Below are 17,125 nucleotides of genomic sequence, written 5' to 3' on the forward strand. Positions count from 1 at the left end.
TCCCATCACGGTGGCCAGCACCACCACCCAAACGGGCAAACCAGCTGGCCACCAGTGGGCAGTTCTGATGGCCACCAGCGGGAAGAAACACTGGCCGCCTATGGGCAGAACTCAATGGCCCTTGACAGGGGGCGCGGGTCTTGGCGGCGTAGTAGCTGCTCGGAGCCACCTGCAGCAGCCTGCAGATGAGCTCGACTCCGAGCCGGCGACCGTCGACCAGGTCATCCTTGTTCGCGTCGATGAACGCGACTACTTCCGGTAGTGGCGGTCGAGCTCCGCCCCGAAGAAAGACGCAGCACGCTTGAGGACCTCGTTGGCCCGCCGCAACTCCCGGACCTCCTGCTCCAGCTCACGCACCCGCTGCGCCTCAGCGCTGCTCACGTCAGAGGTGACGCCGTCGTCAATGTCGGCTTGCTTGACCCACATCCGCACGGACTCGACCCCGTACCCGAGCTGCGTCGCGACCCGCTGCACAGTCCCATGCTCGGTTCCCAGCTCGGCACGCAGCGTCCTCACCATCCGGACCGCCGCGGCCTTCTCCTCCGGCGAATACCGACGCGTCGTCGGCTTCCCCGCTGTCTGCTCTTTCGGCATAACTCCATCCTCGTTTCCAAGGTCAGGAGTCTCCAACAAACCCAGGGCGCTTCAATCGGTCAGGAAGGCAGCAGGAGCACCTTGATGTCGTAGTCGAGCTTGCAGAGATAGAAGATCAACTCGACGACGGGACGGTGACTATCCCAGCGGGGCTGTGAGGGGCCGATCTCGCAGAACCTTGCGGCAAACTCAACCTTCTCGCGCGCGGCCGGGATCGATGCGCGGAAGGCCGCTTCATCCCATTGCTCTTCGCTCATACTCCCGACCGTAGCGGTGAGTACCGACACGGCCGTGGGAGCTCTCAGCCCCAGAAGATCGGATCCTGGTGGCTGCCGATGTAGTCGAGCAGACTCTGGACGTTCTTCGTCGGGCGCCTCTTCGTGTACTCGTGGAACTTCATGTGCCGGTCACGCCAGTAGATGCTCCACTGGCCGGTCTTGACGGTGTATCGCAGGCGCGCGACCGGGAACCGCGTCCAGTCGCCCTGCCCGTCCCACGGCGGCCGCGTCTCGATGATCGTGACGTGCCGGTCGGCGATCTCGGCTTCTACTCTCACCTGATCCCACAGGTGCTCGGGCACGCGTTCACGGCACCAGCGGCCGATGCGCAGCAGGTCGGTCTCGGGCATAGCCATGGTCAAGTCCTTTTGAGTGGTGCATCGAGGCTTTGTCGGGTTCCTCGTGGTCGGGTGGGTTGTCAGGCGGCGAGTGCCGCGTGGCCGGGGTCGTCGGTCATGGTGTCGCTGACCTGTAGGGCGGCTTGTTCAGCCGCGGCTTTCGCGGCTGCTTCGGCGAGCATCGTGTCGGTCGCGGTCAGCAATTCCAGGCTCATGTAGCGCCGTGATTCGGTCCATTCGTCGTGCTGCTCGGCCAGCACCGCGCCGAGGAGTCTAATCACCGCGACTCGGCTGGGGAAGATGCCGACGACGTCGGTGCGTCTCCGGATCTCCTTGTTGAGCCGTTCGTTCGGGTTGTTCGACCAGATCTTCTTCCACACCTCCTTCGGGAACTTCGTGAACGTGAGCACCTCATCGCGGGCGCCCTCGAGGTGCTCGGCAGCGGCCGGCAGATGGGTGGCCAGGCTGTCGATCATGTGCTCGTACTGGGCGATCACCGCCTCGACGTCGGGCTGGGTGTAGACGCTGTGCAGCAGCGCTTTCACCGCGGGCCACTGCGACTTCGGGCACACCGCCATCAGGTTGGCCGCGTAGTGGGTGCGGCAGCGCTGCCACTGCGCCGTCCCGAACACCGCCCCGGCCGCTTCGACCAGCCCGGCATGGGCATCGGAGGTGATCAGCTCCACCCCCGACAGGCCGCGGGCAGCCAGATCACGGAAGAACCCGAGCCACCCCTCCCTGGTCTCCGCGGTGCCCAGTTGCAGGCCGAAGATCTCGCGGTAGCCGTCGTTGTTGATGCCGGTGGCGACCATGGCGGCGACCTTGACGACCCGGCCGTGTTCACGCACTTTGAGCACGAGCGCGTCGGCGGCGACAAACCGATACGGCCCAGCATCGAGCGGCCGGGTGCGGAACGCTTCGACCGGTGCATCCAGGTCTTTACTCATCTCTGAGACCTGCGATTTCGACAGGCCCGTGATGCCGAGAGTCTGCACCAGTTTGTCCATCCGGCGGGTGGAGACGCCGAGCAGGTAGCAGGTGGCGACCACCGTGGTCAGCGCTGCCTCGGCGCGGCGGCGCCGCTCCAGGAGCCAGTCGGGAAAGTAGGTGCCTTCGCGCAGTTTCGGGATCGCGACGTCGATGGTGCCGGCGCGGGTGTCCAGGTCCCGGTGCCGGTAGCCGTTACGCCGGTTGGTGCGCTCATCCGAGCGGGCGCCGTAGGCGGCGCCGCACACGCTGTCAGCCTCGGCCGACAGCAGGGCATTGATGAAGGTGGTGAGCATCTGACGCATCAAGTCCGGCGAGGCCTGGGTGAGCAGATCGGACAGAAACGCCTGGGGGTCGATATCGTGGGGAGCGGTCATCGCGGGTGTCCCTTTCGAGTGGGATGTGAGAGTTTCCTCGAAAGCCTCCCGCGGTGACCGCTTCTACTTCGCGGTCGACACGCCAACCGGAGTCAACGTGCTGCGGGATTCGTACACCACTCTGCCGGACGCAACTGCGCCGCACCCTCCACACCGGGATGAGCCTGCTGACCGACCGCCAAAAAGAACACCTCAGCGTCCTCTTCGCCCACGAGAAGCACGCCGCGGTCGAAGTGGGCTGACCCCGTTTCGTAGGTCCAGTCGTTATGAGAGTCGTCCTGTTGCCCGCGGTCGCGGGCAGGGAGACTGGTCAGATCATGACGAACAGCAGGAAGCGTCACACCCCCGAGCAGGTCGTCCGTGAACCCGGAAGCTAAGGCCCACAGCGCCGATGGTACTGCAGCCGGGAGGTTGTGGGAGAGTAGGTCGCCGCCGGACATTCTTTGAGGGAGGGCCTCGCACCGTTGGGTGCGAGGCCCTTCCCGCATTTCTGGACTGCTTTCCCCGCAAGGACGGTCTGCCACAGGCTCCGGGCACTAGCCTGGTCCCCTGAGGACCCGGCCGCGAGGCCGGCACATGAGGAACAGAGACCGCGTTCCCGCGGACCGTCGCGGCGTGACGCCCAGGAAGGACACCATGGCTGAGGACACCCCCCGAGAGCGCCGCGAGGACCGCGGATCCGAGGGCCGCGGGCCCCGTGGTGGCGGTGATGGCCGGCGTCGTGGCGGTGACCGCGACGGACGTCCTCGCAGCGGTGCCGGTGACCGGCGCCGCTCCGGCGGGCCTCACGAGGACCGGCGGCGCGGCCCGGGCCAGGGGGGCGGACGCCCCGAGCGCCGCGGTGCGCCGACGGGCCCTCGTCGCGAGGACCGCGCCGAACGACCCGCGCACAATCCCGGTGACCTCCGAGCGGCGAATCGTGCGGACCAGGAGCGCTCTCCGGACATCGACCCGGACGTGACGGGCCAGGAGCTCGACCGCGGCACGCTCAAGGAGATCAACGGCCTTGACGAGCGTCCTGCCAGCTGGGTCGCCAAGCATCTCGTGATGGCCGGCCGCTACCTGGACGTCGACCCGGCGCTGGCGTTCCAGCACGCCCTCGCCGCGTCCCGCAAGGGCGGCCGCCTCTCACGCGTGCGCGAGGCAGTCGCGCTCACCGCCTACGCGGCGGGGGAGTACGCCGACGCGCTGCGCGAGTTCCGCACCTACCGGCGCATGACGGGCGACGACACCCACATCGCCGCGCAGGTGGACAGCGAGCGTGCCCTCGGCCGCACGGAGAAGGCCCTGCAGCTGGCCGCCGAGGTGGATGCCTCGCGTCTGGACCGGGCGGCGCGGGCCGAGCTGGCCATGGTCGTCTCCGGCATCCGCGAGGACGCCGGCGACCTTCAGGGTGCCCATGAGGCCCTGCAGATCCCGGAACTGGACCGGCGGCGCGGCTACCCCTTCTCTCCCCGGCTGTTCCAGCGTCAGGCCGACGTGCTGCTCGCCCTGGGGCGCCGCGACGAGGCTCGGCTCTGGGCGCGTGCCGTGCGCGTCGCGGAGAAGGCCCTCGGCGTGGGCGGGTTCGCGGACCCGGAGATCATCGACGTGGACACCGAGCCGGTCGAGGACCCCCGGGACCGCCGCCCGTCCCCCCGCGAACGGCGCCACGAGCGGTATGCGGCCGAGGCCGGTGCGGAGCCGACGGCGGACGGATCCCCGGCCGAGGAGCCGGAGGCCGCCACGGAGCCGACCGAGGCGCCCCGGCCGGAGGCCGCCGCAGAGCCGCCGGCCGCCGTCGACGCGCCGGACGAGGTCGACCCGAACCAGCTGTCGCTGTTCGACGCCCTCGAGGCCCCGGAGGCGGACGAGCGGTGAGCGCCACGTTCTTCGCCGGTCACGACGGGCTGCTGTGCGACCTGGACGGCGTCGTCTACGCCGGAGGCGGCGCGATCGCCGGGGCGGTCGAGACGCTGTCGACGCTGCAGGAACGGGGCGTGCCGGTCGGGTTCGTGACGAACAACGCCTCCCGCGCGCCGGAGTCTGTGGCCGAGCATCTCCGCACGCTCGGGGTGCCCGCGCAGGCGGGGCAGGTCTTCGGCTCCGCACCGGCGGGCGTCGACCTGCTCGAGGAGACGCTCGGCCGCCGCACCGGCCGGGTGCTCGTGGTCGGCTCGGCGTACCTGCGCGCCGTGGTCGAGGAGCGGGGCTACGAGGTGGTCGCGTCCGCGGCGCAGCGTCCCGACGCGGTGATCCAGGGCTTCGACCCCGGTCTCGGCTGGGCCGATCTGGCGGAGGCGGCGTACGCCGTGCGCGCCGGGGCCACCTGGGTCGCCACCAACCTGGACACCTCGATCCCGCGCGCGGAGGGGATCGCCCCCGGCAACGGGGCCCTCGTCGAGGCGGTGGGCCGGGCCACCGGCACCGCGCCCGTCGCGGCGGGCAAGCCCGAGCCACGACTGTTCCGGACGGCGGCCGAGGCCCTCGGCCTGGCCCGTCCCCTCGTGGTCGGCGACCGCCTGGACACGGACATCCGCGGCGGCAACGCGGCGGGGTTCGACACGGTGCTCGTCCTGACCGGCATCGACACGCGCGAGACCGCGGCCGCCGCCCCCGGGCCGGACCGGCCCACGTGGGTCCGTGCGCACCTGCCCGCTCTGCTCGCCGGCGGGGCCGAGGCCTTCGCGGACCCACGGCGTGGCTGAGACCGCACGCGCCGACGTCGCCCTGGCCGCCCGGGGCCTGGCCCGCTCCCGCACGGAGGGCGCGGCGCTCATCCGCGCGGGGCAGGTCCTCCTCGACGGCCGCCCGGTGCGCCGGCCCTCCGACCGCGTGGCCGCCGACGCCACGCTGCGCCTGCGCGACCCGGGCCCGCGGTACGTCTCCCGTGCGGCCCACAAGCTCGTCAGCGCGCTCGAGGCATTCCCGGACGTCGCCGTGGCCGGCCGCCGGGCGCTCGACGCCGGGGCCTCCACCGGCGGATTCACCCAGGTCCTCCTCGAGCGGGGCGCCGAACGGGTGGCCGCCGTCGACGTGGGCCACGACCAGCTGGCCCCGCCCGTCCAGGCCGACCCCCGCGTCCTCGTGCGCGAGGGGCTCAACGTCCGCGACCTCAGGGCCGAGGACATCGACGGTCCGGTGGACCTGGTGGTCTCCGACCTGTCCTTCATCTCGCTGCGCCTCGTCCTCGCCCCGCTCGCGGGCGTGTGCCGACCCGGCGCGGAGCTGCTGCTCATGGTCAAGCCCCAGTTCGAGGTCGGGCGGCGCGCCCTGCCGCGCTCCGGCGTCGTCACCGATCCGGACGCCCGCCGCGACGCCGTCGCCGGGGTGGCCGCGGCCGCGCTGGGCGCCGGCCTCGCCCCCCGCGGCCTCACCCGATCCGGCCTGGCCGGCCAGGACGGGAACGCCGAGTTCTTCCTGCGGCTCCACCGCCCCGACGCCACCGCGGCCGACGACCCGGCCGGCAGGACGAGCCCGGCCACGCCCGCCGACGAGCGCGCCGCCGGGTGGGTCCGGGGCGCCCACATCGACTGGTCCTGACCCGCGTCCGGGGGGCGCCGCCCGTCCACGGGCGCGGGGCCACCGGTTCGCGTGTCCGATCTCGTGGCTATCCTGGAGCGCAGTGCCCGGCACCCCGGCTCGCGGAAGGAACCATGCCCTACACCCCCGGACGTCGTGTCCTCGTCCTGACCCACACGGGCCGCGAGGACGCCATCAGCGCGGCGCTGCAGGCCACCCGCATGTTCGCGGAGGAGGGCCTGGTCAGCGTCATGCTCGAACAGGACGTGGCCGCCATCCGCGCGGCCGCGGGGGACCCCCCGGAGTTCGCGCCGGAGGCCCTCGGGGTCGACTGCGAGCTCGAGGACATCACCCTCGGCCTCGTCCTCGGCGGCGACGGCTCGGTGCTGCGGGCGGCCGACTTCGTCCGCGGCCACAACGTGCCACTGCTGGCGGTGAACCTGGGCCACGTCGGCTTCCTCGCCGAGTCCGAGCGCACCGACCTGCACCGCACCGTCCAGGCGATCGCCTCGGAGTCCTACGTGGTGATCGAGCGCATGGCCCTGGACGTCGTCGTGCTCGTGGAGGGCCGCGAGGTGGCCCGCACGTGGGCCCTCAACGAGGCCTCCGTGGAGAAGTCCCACCGGGAGCGGATGCTCGAGGTGGTCGTCTCCGTGGACAACTCGCCGCTGACGGCCTTCGGCTGCGACGGCGTCGTCCTGGCCACCCCCACCGGCTCCACCGCCTACGCCTTCTCCGGCGGGGGCCCCGTCGTGTGGCCCTCCGTGGAGGCCCTGCTGTGCGTGCCCATCAGCGCCCACGCCCTGTTCACCCGCCCCCTCGTGGTGGGTCCGCGCTCCACGATCGGCGTGGACGTGCTCACCCGCACCCGCGAGACCGGTGTGCTGTGGTGTGACGGCCGGCGCACCGTCGAACTGCCGCCGCAGGCCCGGATCGAGGTGTCCCGGTCGGCGGAGCCGGTGCGCCTGGCCCGTCTCAACCCGACGCCCTTCGCGGAACGGCTCGTGCGCAAGTTCCGGCTGCCCACGGACGGCTGGCGCGGCCCCGTCACCGCCCAGGAGCGGGCGGGCGTGCTCCACGCGGTGGAGACCGTCGAGCCGCGGCACGCGGGGCCGCGTCCCGACGTCGTCGAACCGGCCACCATGCCGCTGTCGGTGCTCTCGCCCGCGGACATCCAGCGCCACCGCGACCGCGGGGCGCGTCACCCCGGGGAGGACGCATGATCGACCATCTGAGGATCTCGGGGCTCGGCGTGATCGGCGAGGCCACCGTGGACCTGGACCCCGGCTTCACCGTCGTCACCGGCGAGACCGGCGCCGGCAAGACCATGGTGGTCACCGCCCTGGGCCTGCTGCTCGGCGCTCGCGCCGACGCGGGCGCGGTCCGCCGGGGCTCGTCCCGTGCCGTCGTGGACGCCGGCGTCCGCCTGCCCGAGGCGCACGCCGCGCTCGCCCTCGCCGAGGACGCCGGGGCCGTGCTGGACGAGGCCGACGAGGGCGTCCGGGAGCTCGTCCTGAGCCGCAGCGTCACGGCGTCCGGGGAGGGGACCCGCTCGCGCGCCGCCGCCGGCGGGCGGACCGTGCCCGTCGGCCTGCTTGCCGAGATCGGGGCGACCCTCGTGGCCGTGCACGGCCAGAACGACCAGGTCCGCCTCCAGGGCGCCGACGCCCAGCGGCACGCCCTCGATGCGTTCGGCGGCGCCGAGCTCGCCGCGGCCCTGCGCGCCTACCGCGCGGACCACGCCGCCTGGACCGCCGCGCGTCGGGAGCGCGAGGAGCTCACCGCCCACCGCCAAGAGCGGGCCCGCGAAGCCGAGGCGCTCCAGCGCTCGCTCGAGGAGATCGACCTCGCCGAGCCGCAGGAGGGCGAGGACGAGGAGCTGCGGGCTCTCATCCGCCGGCTCGAGGACGTCGAGGAGCTGCGCGCCGCCTCCGGGGAGGCACACGCCCGACTGGCCGGCCCCGACGTGGACACGATGGACGAGACCCCCGGCGCCGTCAGCCTCGTGGAGGCGGCGCAGCAGGCCGTGCTCGCCGCCCCCGGCGACGACCCCGAGCTCGCCGCCGCGGCCGCGCGCCTGGCCGAGGCCGCCGTCGTGCTCACGGACATCGCCGGCGACCTGGCCCGCTACACCGCTGACCTGGACGCCGACGCGGCCTCCGACCTCGACGCGGCCCAGTCGCGGCTGGCCGAGCTCACACGACTGCAGCGGCTCTACGGGCCGGAGCTCGCCGACGTGATCGACTGGGCCCGGACCCAGCGTCCGCGCCTGGACGAGCTGCAGGGCGACTCCGGCCGCCTCGAGGAGCTCGAGGCGGAGGTCGACCGGCTCGACGCCGCGCTGCGCGAACGGGCCGCGACCCTCACCGCCCTGCGCACCGCGGCCGCCGAGCGGCTCGAGACCGCGGTGACCGAGGAGCTGCACGCCCTGTTCATGCCGGACGCCTCCTTCCACGTGGGACTGACGCCGGTCGCCGGGGACGGTCTCGGCCCGTACGGCGCTGAGGACGTCACGCTCGCCCTGCGCCCCCACGCGGGCGTCGAGCCCCGGCCCCTGGGCCGCGGCGCCTCCGGCGGCGAGCTCTCCCGCGTGATGCTCGCCCTCGAGGTGGTCCTGGCCGCCACGGACCCGGTGCCCACCTTCGTGTTCGACGAGGTCGACGCCGGCGTGGGCGGTGAGGCCGCCGTGCGGATCGGGGCCCGCCTGGCCCGGCTCGCCCGCCACGTGCAGGTCATCGCCGTGACGCACCTGCCCCAGGTCGCCGCCTACGCGGACCGGCACGTGCGGGTGGAGAAGAACTCGGACCCGGCCGCGGGTGTGACCACCTCCGACGTCGTGACGCTGACGGCCGACGAACGGGTCGAGGAGCTCGCCCGCATGCTCGCCGGGCACGGGGACTCCGCGGCGGCCCGCGAGCACGCCCGGGAGCTGCTCGAGTCCTCCGCCCGCGAACGCGGCTGACCCGGTCCGCGGACGCCGCCCCGACATGAAAGGATCGCCCCATGCCTGAGATCCCCGCGTCCGCGGGACGCTCGCCCCTGCGCGACCTGCACGTCCCCCGCCCGGTGAAGAAGTCGAAGACCGTCTACGAAGGCCGAGTGTGGGACATCGCCCGGGAGTCGTTCCGCCTGGATCCGGCGGACAAGTCCCAGGATCCCCTGACCCGGGAGCTGATGGTGCACCCGGGCGCGGTGGCGATCCTCGCGGTCCGCACCAAGCTCACCACCACTGGCCCCCGCGAGCAGGTGGCCCTCGTCCGCCAGTACCGCCACCCCGTGGGCATGGAGCTGTGGGAGATCCCGGCGGGCCTGCGGGACGTGGACGGGGAGGACCTCCACCAGGTCGCCGTCCGTGAGCTGGCCGAGGAGGCCGACCTGCGCGCCCGCGAGTGGCACACCCTCGTCGACTATTACACGACCCCGGGCGGCTCCAGCGAGGCGATCCGCGTGTTCCTGGCCCGTCAGATCGAAGAGATCCCCGACGGCGAGCGGCACGTCCGGCAGGACGAGGAGGCCGCCATGCCGCTCGTGTGGGTCGGCGTCGACGAGGTGACCGACGCCGTCCTGGATGGGCGCGTGCACAACCCCTCCACGGTCGTGGCGATCCTCGCCCTGTGCGCCCACCGCGCCCAGGGGTGGCGGCGCCTGCGCCCCGTGGACGCCCCCTTCGTCCCGGACCGCCACGGCCCCGGGGCGGACTGGCCCGCGTGAGCACCGACCCGGCCGCCCGGGGGAGCGGCGAGGCCGAGGCCCGTGGGAGCCGTGGGGGCCGGGGCGCGGAGTCCGCGCTCGCGGCCCCGTTCCGCCGCCACCTGGAGCACCTGGCCGTCGAGCGGGGCCTCGCCGCGAACACGCTGGCCGCCTACCGCCGCGACCTCGAGCGCTACCGCCGCTGGCTCGAAGCCCACGGGGTGCGCGCCCCCGCCGACGTCGACCCCGGCCACGTCTCCGGCTTCCTGCGGGCGCTGGGCACCGGCGAGGACGGCGGGCGGCCCCTCGCGGTCCGCTCGGCGGCCCGCGTGCTCGCGGCCGTGCGCGGCCTGCACCGGTTCTGGGCCCTCGAGGGACTCACGCCCGCCGACCCCGCCCGCGACGTCCACCCGCCGAAGCCGGGCGACCGCCTGCCGAAGGCGCTCCCCGTGGAGCAGGTGACGGCGCTGCTGGAGGCCGTGCCCGTCGACACCCCCGCCGGACTGCGGGACCGCGCGCTGCTCGAGTTCCTCTACGGCACCGGCGCCCGCATCTCCGAGGTGGTCGGCCTCGACGTCGACGACGTGGTGGGGCTCGCGCAGACCGGGGACGACGGCGGCCAGCCCGTGGTCCGCCTGTTCGGCAAGGGGTCCAAGGAGCGCGTGGTGCCGATCGGCTCCTACGCGGCCGCCGCGCTCGACGCATGGCTGGTGCGGGGACGGCCCACGATCATGACGGGAGTCACACGCTCCACGCCCGCCCTGTTCGTCAACGCCCGCGGGGGCCGGCTCTCCCGGCAGTCCGCGTGGGCCGTGCTGAAGCGGGCGGCCGAGCGCGCCGGCCTCGAGGCGGACGTCTCGCCCCACACCCTGCGCCACTGCTTCGCCACGCACCTGCTGGCCGGCGGCGCGGACGTCCGCGTGGTCCAGGAGCTGCTCGGGCACGCGTCCGTGACCACCACGCAGGTGTACACCCTCGTCACCGTGGACTCCCTGCGCGAGGTCTACTCCGCCGCGCATCCGCGCGCGCGCTGAGCCCCGCACCTGATACGCTCAAAATCCGTGGTGAAACGAACTTCTCGTACTCAGACGTCCACGCGCGTCACCCGTCACGTGTTCGTGACCGGCGGTGTCGCCTCCTCCCTCGGCAAGGGGCTCACGGCCTCCTCGCTCGGCCACCTGCTCAAGGCGCGCGGGCTCAGGGTGGTGATGCAGAAGCTCGACCCCTACCTCAACGTGGACCCGGGCACCATGAACCCGTTCCAGCACGGCGAGGTGTTCGTCACCGAGGACGGCGCCGAGACGGACCTGGACATCGGCCACTACGAGCGCTTCCTCGACGAGGACCTCGACGGCCTGGACAACGTGACCACCGGCCAGGTGTACTCCACCGTGATCGCCCGCGAGCGCCGCGGCGAGTACCTCGGGGACACCGTCCAGGTCATCCCGCACATCACCGACGAGATCTGCCGCCGGATGCGCCTGCCCGCGGAGCCCCGCGGCGACCGCCCCGCCCCGGACGTGATCATCACGGAGATCGGCGGCACCGTCGGCGACATCGAGTCGCAGCCCTTCCTCGAGGCCGCCCGCCAGGTCCGCCAGGACGTCGGCCGCGACGACGTCTTCTTCCTGCACGTCTCCCTCGTGCCGTACATCGGCCCCTCGCAGGAGCTCAAGACCAAGCCCACCCAGCACTCCGTGGCCGCCCTGCGCTCGATCGGCATCCAGCCGGACGCGATCGTGCTGCGCTCGGACCGGGCCGTCCCCGACGATGTCCGCGGCAAGATCGCCCGCATGTGCGACGTCCCGCAGGACGCCGTCGTCAACTGCGCCGACGCCCCCTCCATCTACGACATCCCCCGCGTCATCCATGACCAGGGCCTCGACGCCCACGTGGTGCAGTCCCTGGACCTGAAGTTCAAGGACGTGGACTGGACCGCGTGGGATGCCCTCATGGACGCCGTGCACCACCCGGAGCACGAGCTCACGGTGGCGCTCGTGGGCAAGTACGTGGACCTGCCGGACGCCTACCTGTCCGTCACCGAGGCGCTGCGCGCCGGTGGCTTCGCCCACCGGGCCAAGGTGGGCATCCGCTGGGTGGCCGCGGACGAGTGCGCCACCCCCGAGGGCGCGGCGGTGGCGCTCGCGGACGTCGACGCCGTGTGTGTGCCCGGCGGCTTCGGCGTGCGCGGGCTCGAGGGCAAGCTCGGCGCGCTGCGGCACGCCCGCGAGCAGCGGATCCCGACGCTGGGTCTGTGCCTGGGCCTGCAGTCCATGGTCATCGAGTACGCCCGCAACGTCCTCGGCCTGGAGGACGCGGACTCCACCGAGTTCGACCCGGAGACCGCCTCGCCCGTGATCGCCACCATGGCCGAGCAGGAGCAGATCGTGGCCGGCGAGGGGGACCTCGGCGGCACCATGCGCCTGGGCGCCTTCCCCGCGACCCTGCGCCCGGGCTCCGTGGTGGCCGAGGCCTACGGCACCACCGAGGTGACCGAGCGCCACCGCCACCGCTACGAGGTGAACAACGCCTACCGCGACCGCCTCGAGGAGGCCGGTCTCGCGATCTGCGGCACCTCCCCGGACGGCGCCCTCGTGGAGTTCGTGGAGCTGCCCCGGGACGTGCACCCGTACTACGTGTCCACGCAGGCCCACCCGGAGTTCTCCTCCCGGCCGACCCGCCCGCACCCGCTGTTCGCCGGCCTCGTCGCCGCCGGCCTGGCCCGCCGCGCCGACGCGGCGGCCCGGCGCTGAGGGGCCGACGACCGGCCCGACACAGTGGTCACGACACGCCGTCGCCGCGCCCGGCACGCGGCGTGTCGTGACCACTCTGCGAGGGCGTCGCACCGATGACGACACGACGACGGCGGGCCGCCCCACCCGGGGCGACCCGCCGTCGTCGTGCACGCGGCACCGCGCCGCGAGCGAATGGGGCGACGTGTCGGAGGTGATCTGCGTCTACACCTCCGACAAGTCGCCCCGACCGCCCCTCACGAGGCTCAGCCCGCCGGCAGCTCCCGCTGCTCGGGGCCGTCGTAGGCCGAGAGCGGGCGGATCAGCGCGTTCGCGGCGCGCTGCTCCATGATGTGGGCGGTCCAGCCGGTGATGCGTGAGGCGATGAAGATCGGCGTGAACAGCTCGGTGTCGAAGCCCATGAGGTGATACGTCGGGCCGGCGGGGTAGTCGAGGTTCGGCTTGATCTGCTTGGCCTCGTCCATGGCCTGCTCCAGACCGTCGTACAGGCCGAGCATCTCCTCGCGGCCGTAGTGCTCGATCATCCGGTCCAGTGCGGCCTTCATGGTGGGCACGCGGGAGTCGCCGTTCTTGTAGACGCGGTGGCCGAAGCCCATGACCTTCTTCTTCTGGGCCAGGGCGTCCTCCATCCATGCCTTCGCTCGGGCGGCGGCGTCCTCACGGGACTCCTCCTTCCGGATGCCGATCTCGTCGAAGGTGTGCATCACGGCCTCGTTGGCGCCGCCGTGCAGCGGGCCCTTGAGCGCGCCGATCGCACCGGTCACGGCCGAGTGCAGGTCGGAGAGCGTCGAGGTGATCACGCGCGCGGTGAAGGTCGAGGCGTTGAACGAGTGCTCGGCGTACAGCACCATCGAGACGCGGAACGCGTCCACGACCTCCGGGGCGGCCTCCTCGCCGAACGTCATCCACAGGAAGTTCTGCGAGTAGTCCAGGTCCTCACGCGGCTCCACCACCTCCTGGCCGCGGCGACGGCGCTGGTCGTAGGCGACGACGGCTGGGAACGCCGCGAACAGCGCCTGGGCCTTCTCCAGCTCGGCCTCGGGGGAGGAGTCCTCCGCCTTCGGGTGGTTCGCGCCGAGCACGGACACGGCGGTGCGGCCGACGTCCATGGGGTGGCAGTCGGTGGGCAGCAGGTCGATGGCCTGCTTCACCTTCGGGTCGAGGGCACGGTGGGTGCGCTCGAAGCGCTCGAACGCGGTCAGCTCCTCGTCCGTGGGCAGCTCACCCGTCCAGAGCAGCAGCGCGACGGCCTCGAACGGCAGCTGCGCGGCCAGGTCCTGCACGGGATAGCCGCGATACAGCAGGGAGTTCGTCTCCGGGTTGACCTTGGAGATCGCCGTGGTGTCCACGACGACGCCGGCCAGGCCCTTCTTGATCTCGGTCTCGGTCATGGTGTCCCTCCTCGGGGAGTGGGGCCCGCCCGCGCACGGGCGGGCCCGGTGACGGGTCAGAGGTCGGCGTGGTTGGCGCCGATGTCGAGCGTGGGCACGTCGAAGTTGAAGATGCCCGTGTCGAAGGCGTTGTAGCCCTCGTAGTCCACCAGCTCGTACAGGCGGGCGCGGGTGAGCATCTGCTCCACCTGCGACTGCTGGGTGCCCTCCTCCTTGATGGCGTCGAGCACGCGCTCGGCGGCGCCCATCGCGGAGCGCAGCAGGGTGACCGGGTAGATCACCATCGCGACGCCGGCGTCGGCCAGCTGCTGGCGGGTGAACAGCTCGGACTTGCCGAACTCGGTCATGTTCGCCAGGACCGGGACCCCGAGGGGCTCCAGCTCGCGAGACACGGTCTCGAACTCGCCGATGTCCTTCAGGGCCTCCGGGAAGATCGCGTCCGCACCGGCCTCCACGAGCGCCTTCATGCGGGCGATCGCGGCGTCCAGGCCCTCCACGGCACGCAGGTCGGTGCGCGCCATGATGAGGAAGTTCGGGTCCCGGCGGGCGTGGACGGCGGCGGCGATGCGCTTGACCGCGGTGTCGAGCTCCACCATGTTCTTGCCGTCGAGGTGGCCGCACCGCTTGGGGTTGAACTGGTCCTCGATGTGGCAGCCGGCCAGGCCGGCGTTCTCGAACTCCTGCACCGTGCGGGCCACGTTCATCGGCTCGCCGAAGCCGGTGTCCGCGTCGATGAGGCACGGCAGGTCCGTGAGGCGGGCGATCTGCCCGCCGCGCACGGCCACCTCGGTGAGCGTGGTCAGCCCGACGTCGGGCAGGCCCAGCTCGTTCGCGAGCACGCCACCGGAGATGTACACCCCGGGGAAGCCCTTCTCCTGGATCAGCTTGGCGGTCAGCGGGGTGAACGCGCCCGGGAACTGCTGGGCGCCGCCTTGTTTCAGGGTCTGCCGCAGGTCGATCCGCTTCTGTTCGGCCGTCTTCGTCGAGTACAGCATCAGAACAGGCCCTTCGGGGCGGCGGCGAGGTCGGCCTCGGACAGGAACGCCGGGTCTGCCAGGATGTTCAGCTGGTCCAGCTCGCCGGGCTGCAGCTCCGCCACGCGCTCGGCGGCGGCCAGGAAGCGGTCCTGCTCCTCCTTCGAGACGATGCCCTCGGCCAGGGTGCGGAACTTCTGGATGTACTGCTCGCGGGCGAACGGCCGGGCGCCGAGCGGGTGGGCGTCGGCCACGGCGATCTCGTCGGTGATGACGGTGCCGTCCTTGAGGGTGATCTCCACCGCTCCGCCGAACGCCTTCTCCGCGAGGTCCAGCGAGTGGTACCGGCGGGTCCACTCCGGGTCCTCCACGGTGGTCACCTTGTGCCACAGGGCCACGGTGTCCTCGCGCTGGGCGCGCTCGGGGGCGTAGGAGTCCACGTGGTGCCAGGAGCCGTCCTGCAGGGCCACGGTGAAGATGTAGGGGATGGAGTGGTCGAGGGTCTCGCGCGAGGCCGTCGGATCGTACTTCTGCGGGTCGTTGGCGCCCGAGCCGATCACGTAGTGGGTGTGGTGCGAGGTCTTGATCAGCACCGACTCGACGTTCGCCGGGTCGGTGGCCTCCGGGTGCTCCCTGTGGAGCTTGCGGGCCAGGTCGATCCAGGCCTGGGCCTGGTACTCGGCCGAGTGCTCCTTGGTGTAGGTGTCCAGGATGCCGCGCTTGGGCTCGCCCTGCTCGGGCAGCGGCACCTCGTAGGAGGCGTCCGGGCCGTCCAGCAGCCAGGCGATCACGCCGTCCTCGCCCTCGTAGATCGGGACGGGGGAGGTCTGGCCGCGCATGGCGCGGTCCACGGCCTCGACGGCCATCTTGCCGGCGAACGCCGGGGCGTGGGCCTTCCACGTGGAGATCTCGCCCTTGCGGGACTGGCGGGTGGCGGTGGTGGTGTGCAGGCCCTGGCCGATGGCCTGGAAGATGGTCTCGGTGTCCAGACCGAGCAGGGTGCCGATGCCGGCGGAGGCGGAGGGGCCGATGTGGGCCACGTGGTCGATCTTGTGGCCGTACAGGTTGATGGACTTCACGAGGTCCACCTGGATCTCGTAGCCGGTGGCGATGCCGCGGATCAGGTCCTTGCCGGAGCGGCCGGCGTGCTGGGCGACGGCGAGGATCGGCGGGATGTTGTCGCCCGGGTGGGAGTACTCGGCGGCCAGGAACGTGTCGTGGTAGTCCAGCTCGCGGACGGCCACGCCGTTGGCCCACGCGGCCCACTCGGGGGAGACCTTCTGCTCCACACCGAACACGGAGGCGCCCGCACCGCCGGTGGAGACCGGGTGGGACAGGGCCTGGGCGCGGGCGGCGACGATCGGGCCGCGCTTCAGCGAGGCGACGGCGACGGAGGCGTTGTCGATGATCCGGTTGATGATCATCTCCTCGACCTCGGGCAGCACCTCGACGTCGTCGACGGCCACCTCGGCCAGCTTCCAGGCCAGCTGGTCCTTGCGCTCGAGGTTCTCCTCGGAGCGGTGGACGCGCACGTGATGGTTCTTCATGGTCGGTCTCCTTCGGTGGGGGTCAGCAGGGTCGGGGTCTCCTCGGCGCGGCCGCGCCGGGTCAGATGGTGGAAGGCGTGGTGCAGGTGGACCCGCGTGGTCGCCTCCGCGAGGTCCGCGGCGCCCGAGCCGACGGCGTCGGCGATGTCCGCGTGCTCCGCGGCGGAGGCCGCGAGGCGGGCCGGGTCGTCGGCGGCCAGTCGGCGCAGGCGCGCCAGGTGCAGGCGCAGGGTGCGCAGGGTGGAGACGAGGTAGGGGTTCGCGGCGGCCTCGTCCAGCCGGCTGTCCAGCTCGGCCGTCATCGCGTAGTAGTCCGCGGGGTCGGTCCCGCCGCGCAGGGCCGCCTCGGCCTCCTGGAAACGGCCCGCGAGGACCGTGAACCGCTCGGCCGCCTCCGGGGTGGCCCGCTGCGCGGCCCGGCGCGCCAGGAGGGACTCGAGGGCGATGCGCAGGTCGAACAGCTGGTCCGCCTGTTCGAGGGACAGGTCGGCGACGACGATGCCCCGGCCCGGGGCCTGCTCGGCCAGGCCGTCGGCCACCAGGCGGGAGAGCGCCTCGCGCAGAGGGGTGCGCGAGATGCCCAGGCGCTCGGCCTGCTCCACCTCGCCCAGGCCCGCGCCCGGAGGGAGGGACCAGTCGAGGATCTCCGCCCTCAGGGCCTGGTACGCCCGCTCACTCGCTCGCATGCCGCCAGT

Annotated in this window: 15 protein-coding genes, 1 pseudogene and 1 other annotated feature; of the genes and pseudogenes, 8 read left to right on the forward strand and 8 right to left on the reverse strand. The window is 72.6% G+C overall.

Translation table 11 applies throughout. The features are described from left to right. Window positions 1–127: 127 nt before the first annotated feature. From J1M37_RS06195 to J1M37_RS06210, 4 genes and pseudogenes are all read right to left on the reverse strand, one after another. A pseudogene (locus tag J1M37_RS06195) lies at window positions 128–594 on the reverse strand (transposase); the annotation flags it as partial. Next, window positions 161–295, reverse strand: a sequence feature (AL1L pseudoknot). Its footprint overlaps the pseudogene before it by 135 nt. A gap of 59 nt (window positions 595–653) precedes the next feature. Next, entirely contained in the window at window positions 654–851 is a 198-nt protein-coding gene (locus tag J1M37_RS06200) for a hypothetical protein (protein WP_010078466.1), read from the reverse strand. A 44-nt stretch (window positions 852–895) separates the two neighbouring features. After that, complete coding sequence (locus tag J1M37_RS06205; RefSeq protein ID WP_036315702.1) at window positions 896–1,228, reverse strand: DUF3024 domain-containing protein; 333 nt, start codon at window positions 1,226–1,228, stop codon at window positions 896–898. Window positions 1,229–1,290: 62 nt separating this feature from the next. Then, window positions 1,291–2,574 (reverse strand): IS256 family transposase, encoded by a 1,284-nt coding sequence (locus J1M37_RS06210; RefSeq protein WP_060974063.1) that lies wholly within the window; start codon window positions 2,572–2,574, stop codon window positions 1,291–1,293. Window positions 2,575–3,531: 957 nt separating this feature from the next. Between J1M37_RS06210 and J1M37_RS06215 the strand changes: the two genes are divergently transcribed. From J1M37_RS06215 to J1M37_RS06250, 8 genes are all read left to right on the forward strand, one after another. Further along, window positions 3,532–4,434 carry a hypothetical protein gene (locus tag J1M37_RS06215; RefSeq protein WP_223247459.1) on the forward strand — a complete coding sequence of 301 codons (903 nt, stop codon included), beginning with the start codon at window positions 3,532–3,534 and terminating at the stop codon, window positions 4,432–4,434. Further along, window positions 4,431–5,261 carry an HAD-IIA family hydrolase gene (locus tag J1M37_RS06220; protein ID WP_049147786.1) on the forward strand — a complete coding sequence of 277 codons (831 nt, stop codon included), beginning with the start codon at window positions 4,431–4,433 and terminating at the stop codon, window positions 5,259–5,261. The genes J1M37_RS06215 and J1M37_RS06220 overlap by 4 nt, the downstream gene beginning before the upstream one ends. Further along, window positions 5,254–6,096, forward strand: a complete 843-nt coding sequence (locus J1M37_RS06225; RefSeq protein WP_073117428.1) for a TlyA family RNA methyltransferase — start codon at window positions 5,254–5,256, stop codon at window positions 6,094–6,096. The genes J1M37_RS06220 and J1M37_RS06225 overlap by 8 nt, the downstream gene beginning before the upstream one ends. Before the next feature lie 113 nt (window positions 6,097–6,209). Then, a complete protein-coding gene (locus J1M37_RS06230) occupies window positions 6,210–7,298 on the forward strand; it encodes an NAD kinase (protein ID WP_036383271.1) in 1,089 nt (362 codons plus the stop codon). Beyond that, window positions 7,295–9,037 carry a DNA repair protein RecN gene (recN, locus tag J1M37_RS06235; protein ID WP_036383274.1) on the forward strand — a complete coding sequence of 581 codons (1,743 nt, stop codon included), beginning with the start codon at window positions 7,295–7,297 and terminating at the stop codon, window positions 9,035–9,037. The genes J1M37_RS06230 and recN overlap by 4 nt, the downstream gene beginning before the upstream one ends. Before the next feature lie 41 nt (window positions 9,038–9,078). Continuing rightward, entirely contained in the window at window positions 9,079–9,786 is a 708-nt protein-coding gene (locus tag J1M37_RS06240; RefSeq protein WP_073117429.1) for an NUDIX domain-containing protein, read from the forward strand. Further along, window positions 9,783–10,799, forward strand: coding sequence for a site-specific tyrosine recombinase XerD (gene xerD / locus J1M37_RS06245; protein WP_036315732.1), 1,017 nt, complete (start codon window positions 9,783–9,785; stop codon window positions 10,797–10,799). The genes J1M37_RS06240 and xerD overlap by 4 nt, the downstream gene beginning before the upstream one ends. 9 nt (window positions 10,800–10,808) lie before the next feature. Next, entirely contained in the window at window positions 10,809–12,518 is a 1,710-nt protein-coding gene (locus J1M37_RS06250) for a CTP synthase (protein WP_080695883.1), read from the forward strand. 245 nt (window positions 12,519–12,763) lie between these two features. Here J1M37_RS06250 and J1M37_RS06255 read toward each other — a convergent pair whose 3' ends face one another. Genes J1M37_RS06255 through J1M37_RS06270 form a run of 4 tightly spaced genes read right to left on the reverse strand, consistent with a single transcriptional unit; the run spans window position 12,764 to window position 17,116 of the window. After that, window positions 12,764–13,909, reverse strand: coding sequence for a bifunctional 2-methylcitrate synthase/citrate synthase (locus J1M37_RS06255; protein ID WP_036315727.1), 1,146 nt, complete (start codon window positions 13,907–13,909; stop codon window positions 12,764–12,766). 56 nt (window positions 13,910–13,965) lie between these two features. Further along, window positions 13,966–14,904, reverse strand: coding sequence for a methylisocitrate lyase (prpB, locus tag J1M37_RS06260; protein ID WP_206452330.1), 939 nt, complete (start codon window positions 14,902–14,904; stop codon window positions 13,966–13,968). Then, window positions 14,904–16,430, reverse strand: a complete 1,527-nt coding sequence (locus J1M37_RS06265; protein ID WP_206452331.1) for an MmgE/PrpD family protein — start codon at window positions 16,428–16,430, stop codon at window positions 14,904–14,906. The genes prpB and J1M37_RS06265 overlap by 1 nt, the downstream gene beginning before the upstream one ends. Next, entirely contained in the window at window positions 16,427–17,116 is a 690-nt protein-coding gene (locus J1M37_RS06270; protein WP_020628108.1) for a GntR family transcriptional regulator, read from the reverse strand. Before J1M37_RS06270 ends, J1M37_RS06265 begins: the two co-directional genes overlap by 4 nt. Between the last annotated feature and the right edge of the window lie 9 nt (window positions 17,117–17,125).

Source organism: Micrococcus sp. KRD012 (genome assembly GCF_017168555.1).
Classification (GTDB): Bacteria; Actinomycetota; Actinomycetes; order Actinomycetales; family Micrococcaceae; genus Micrococcus; species Micrococcus luteus.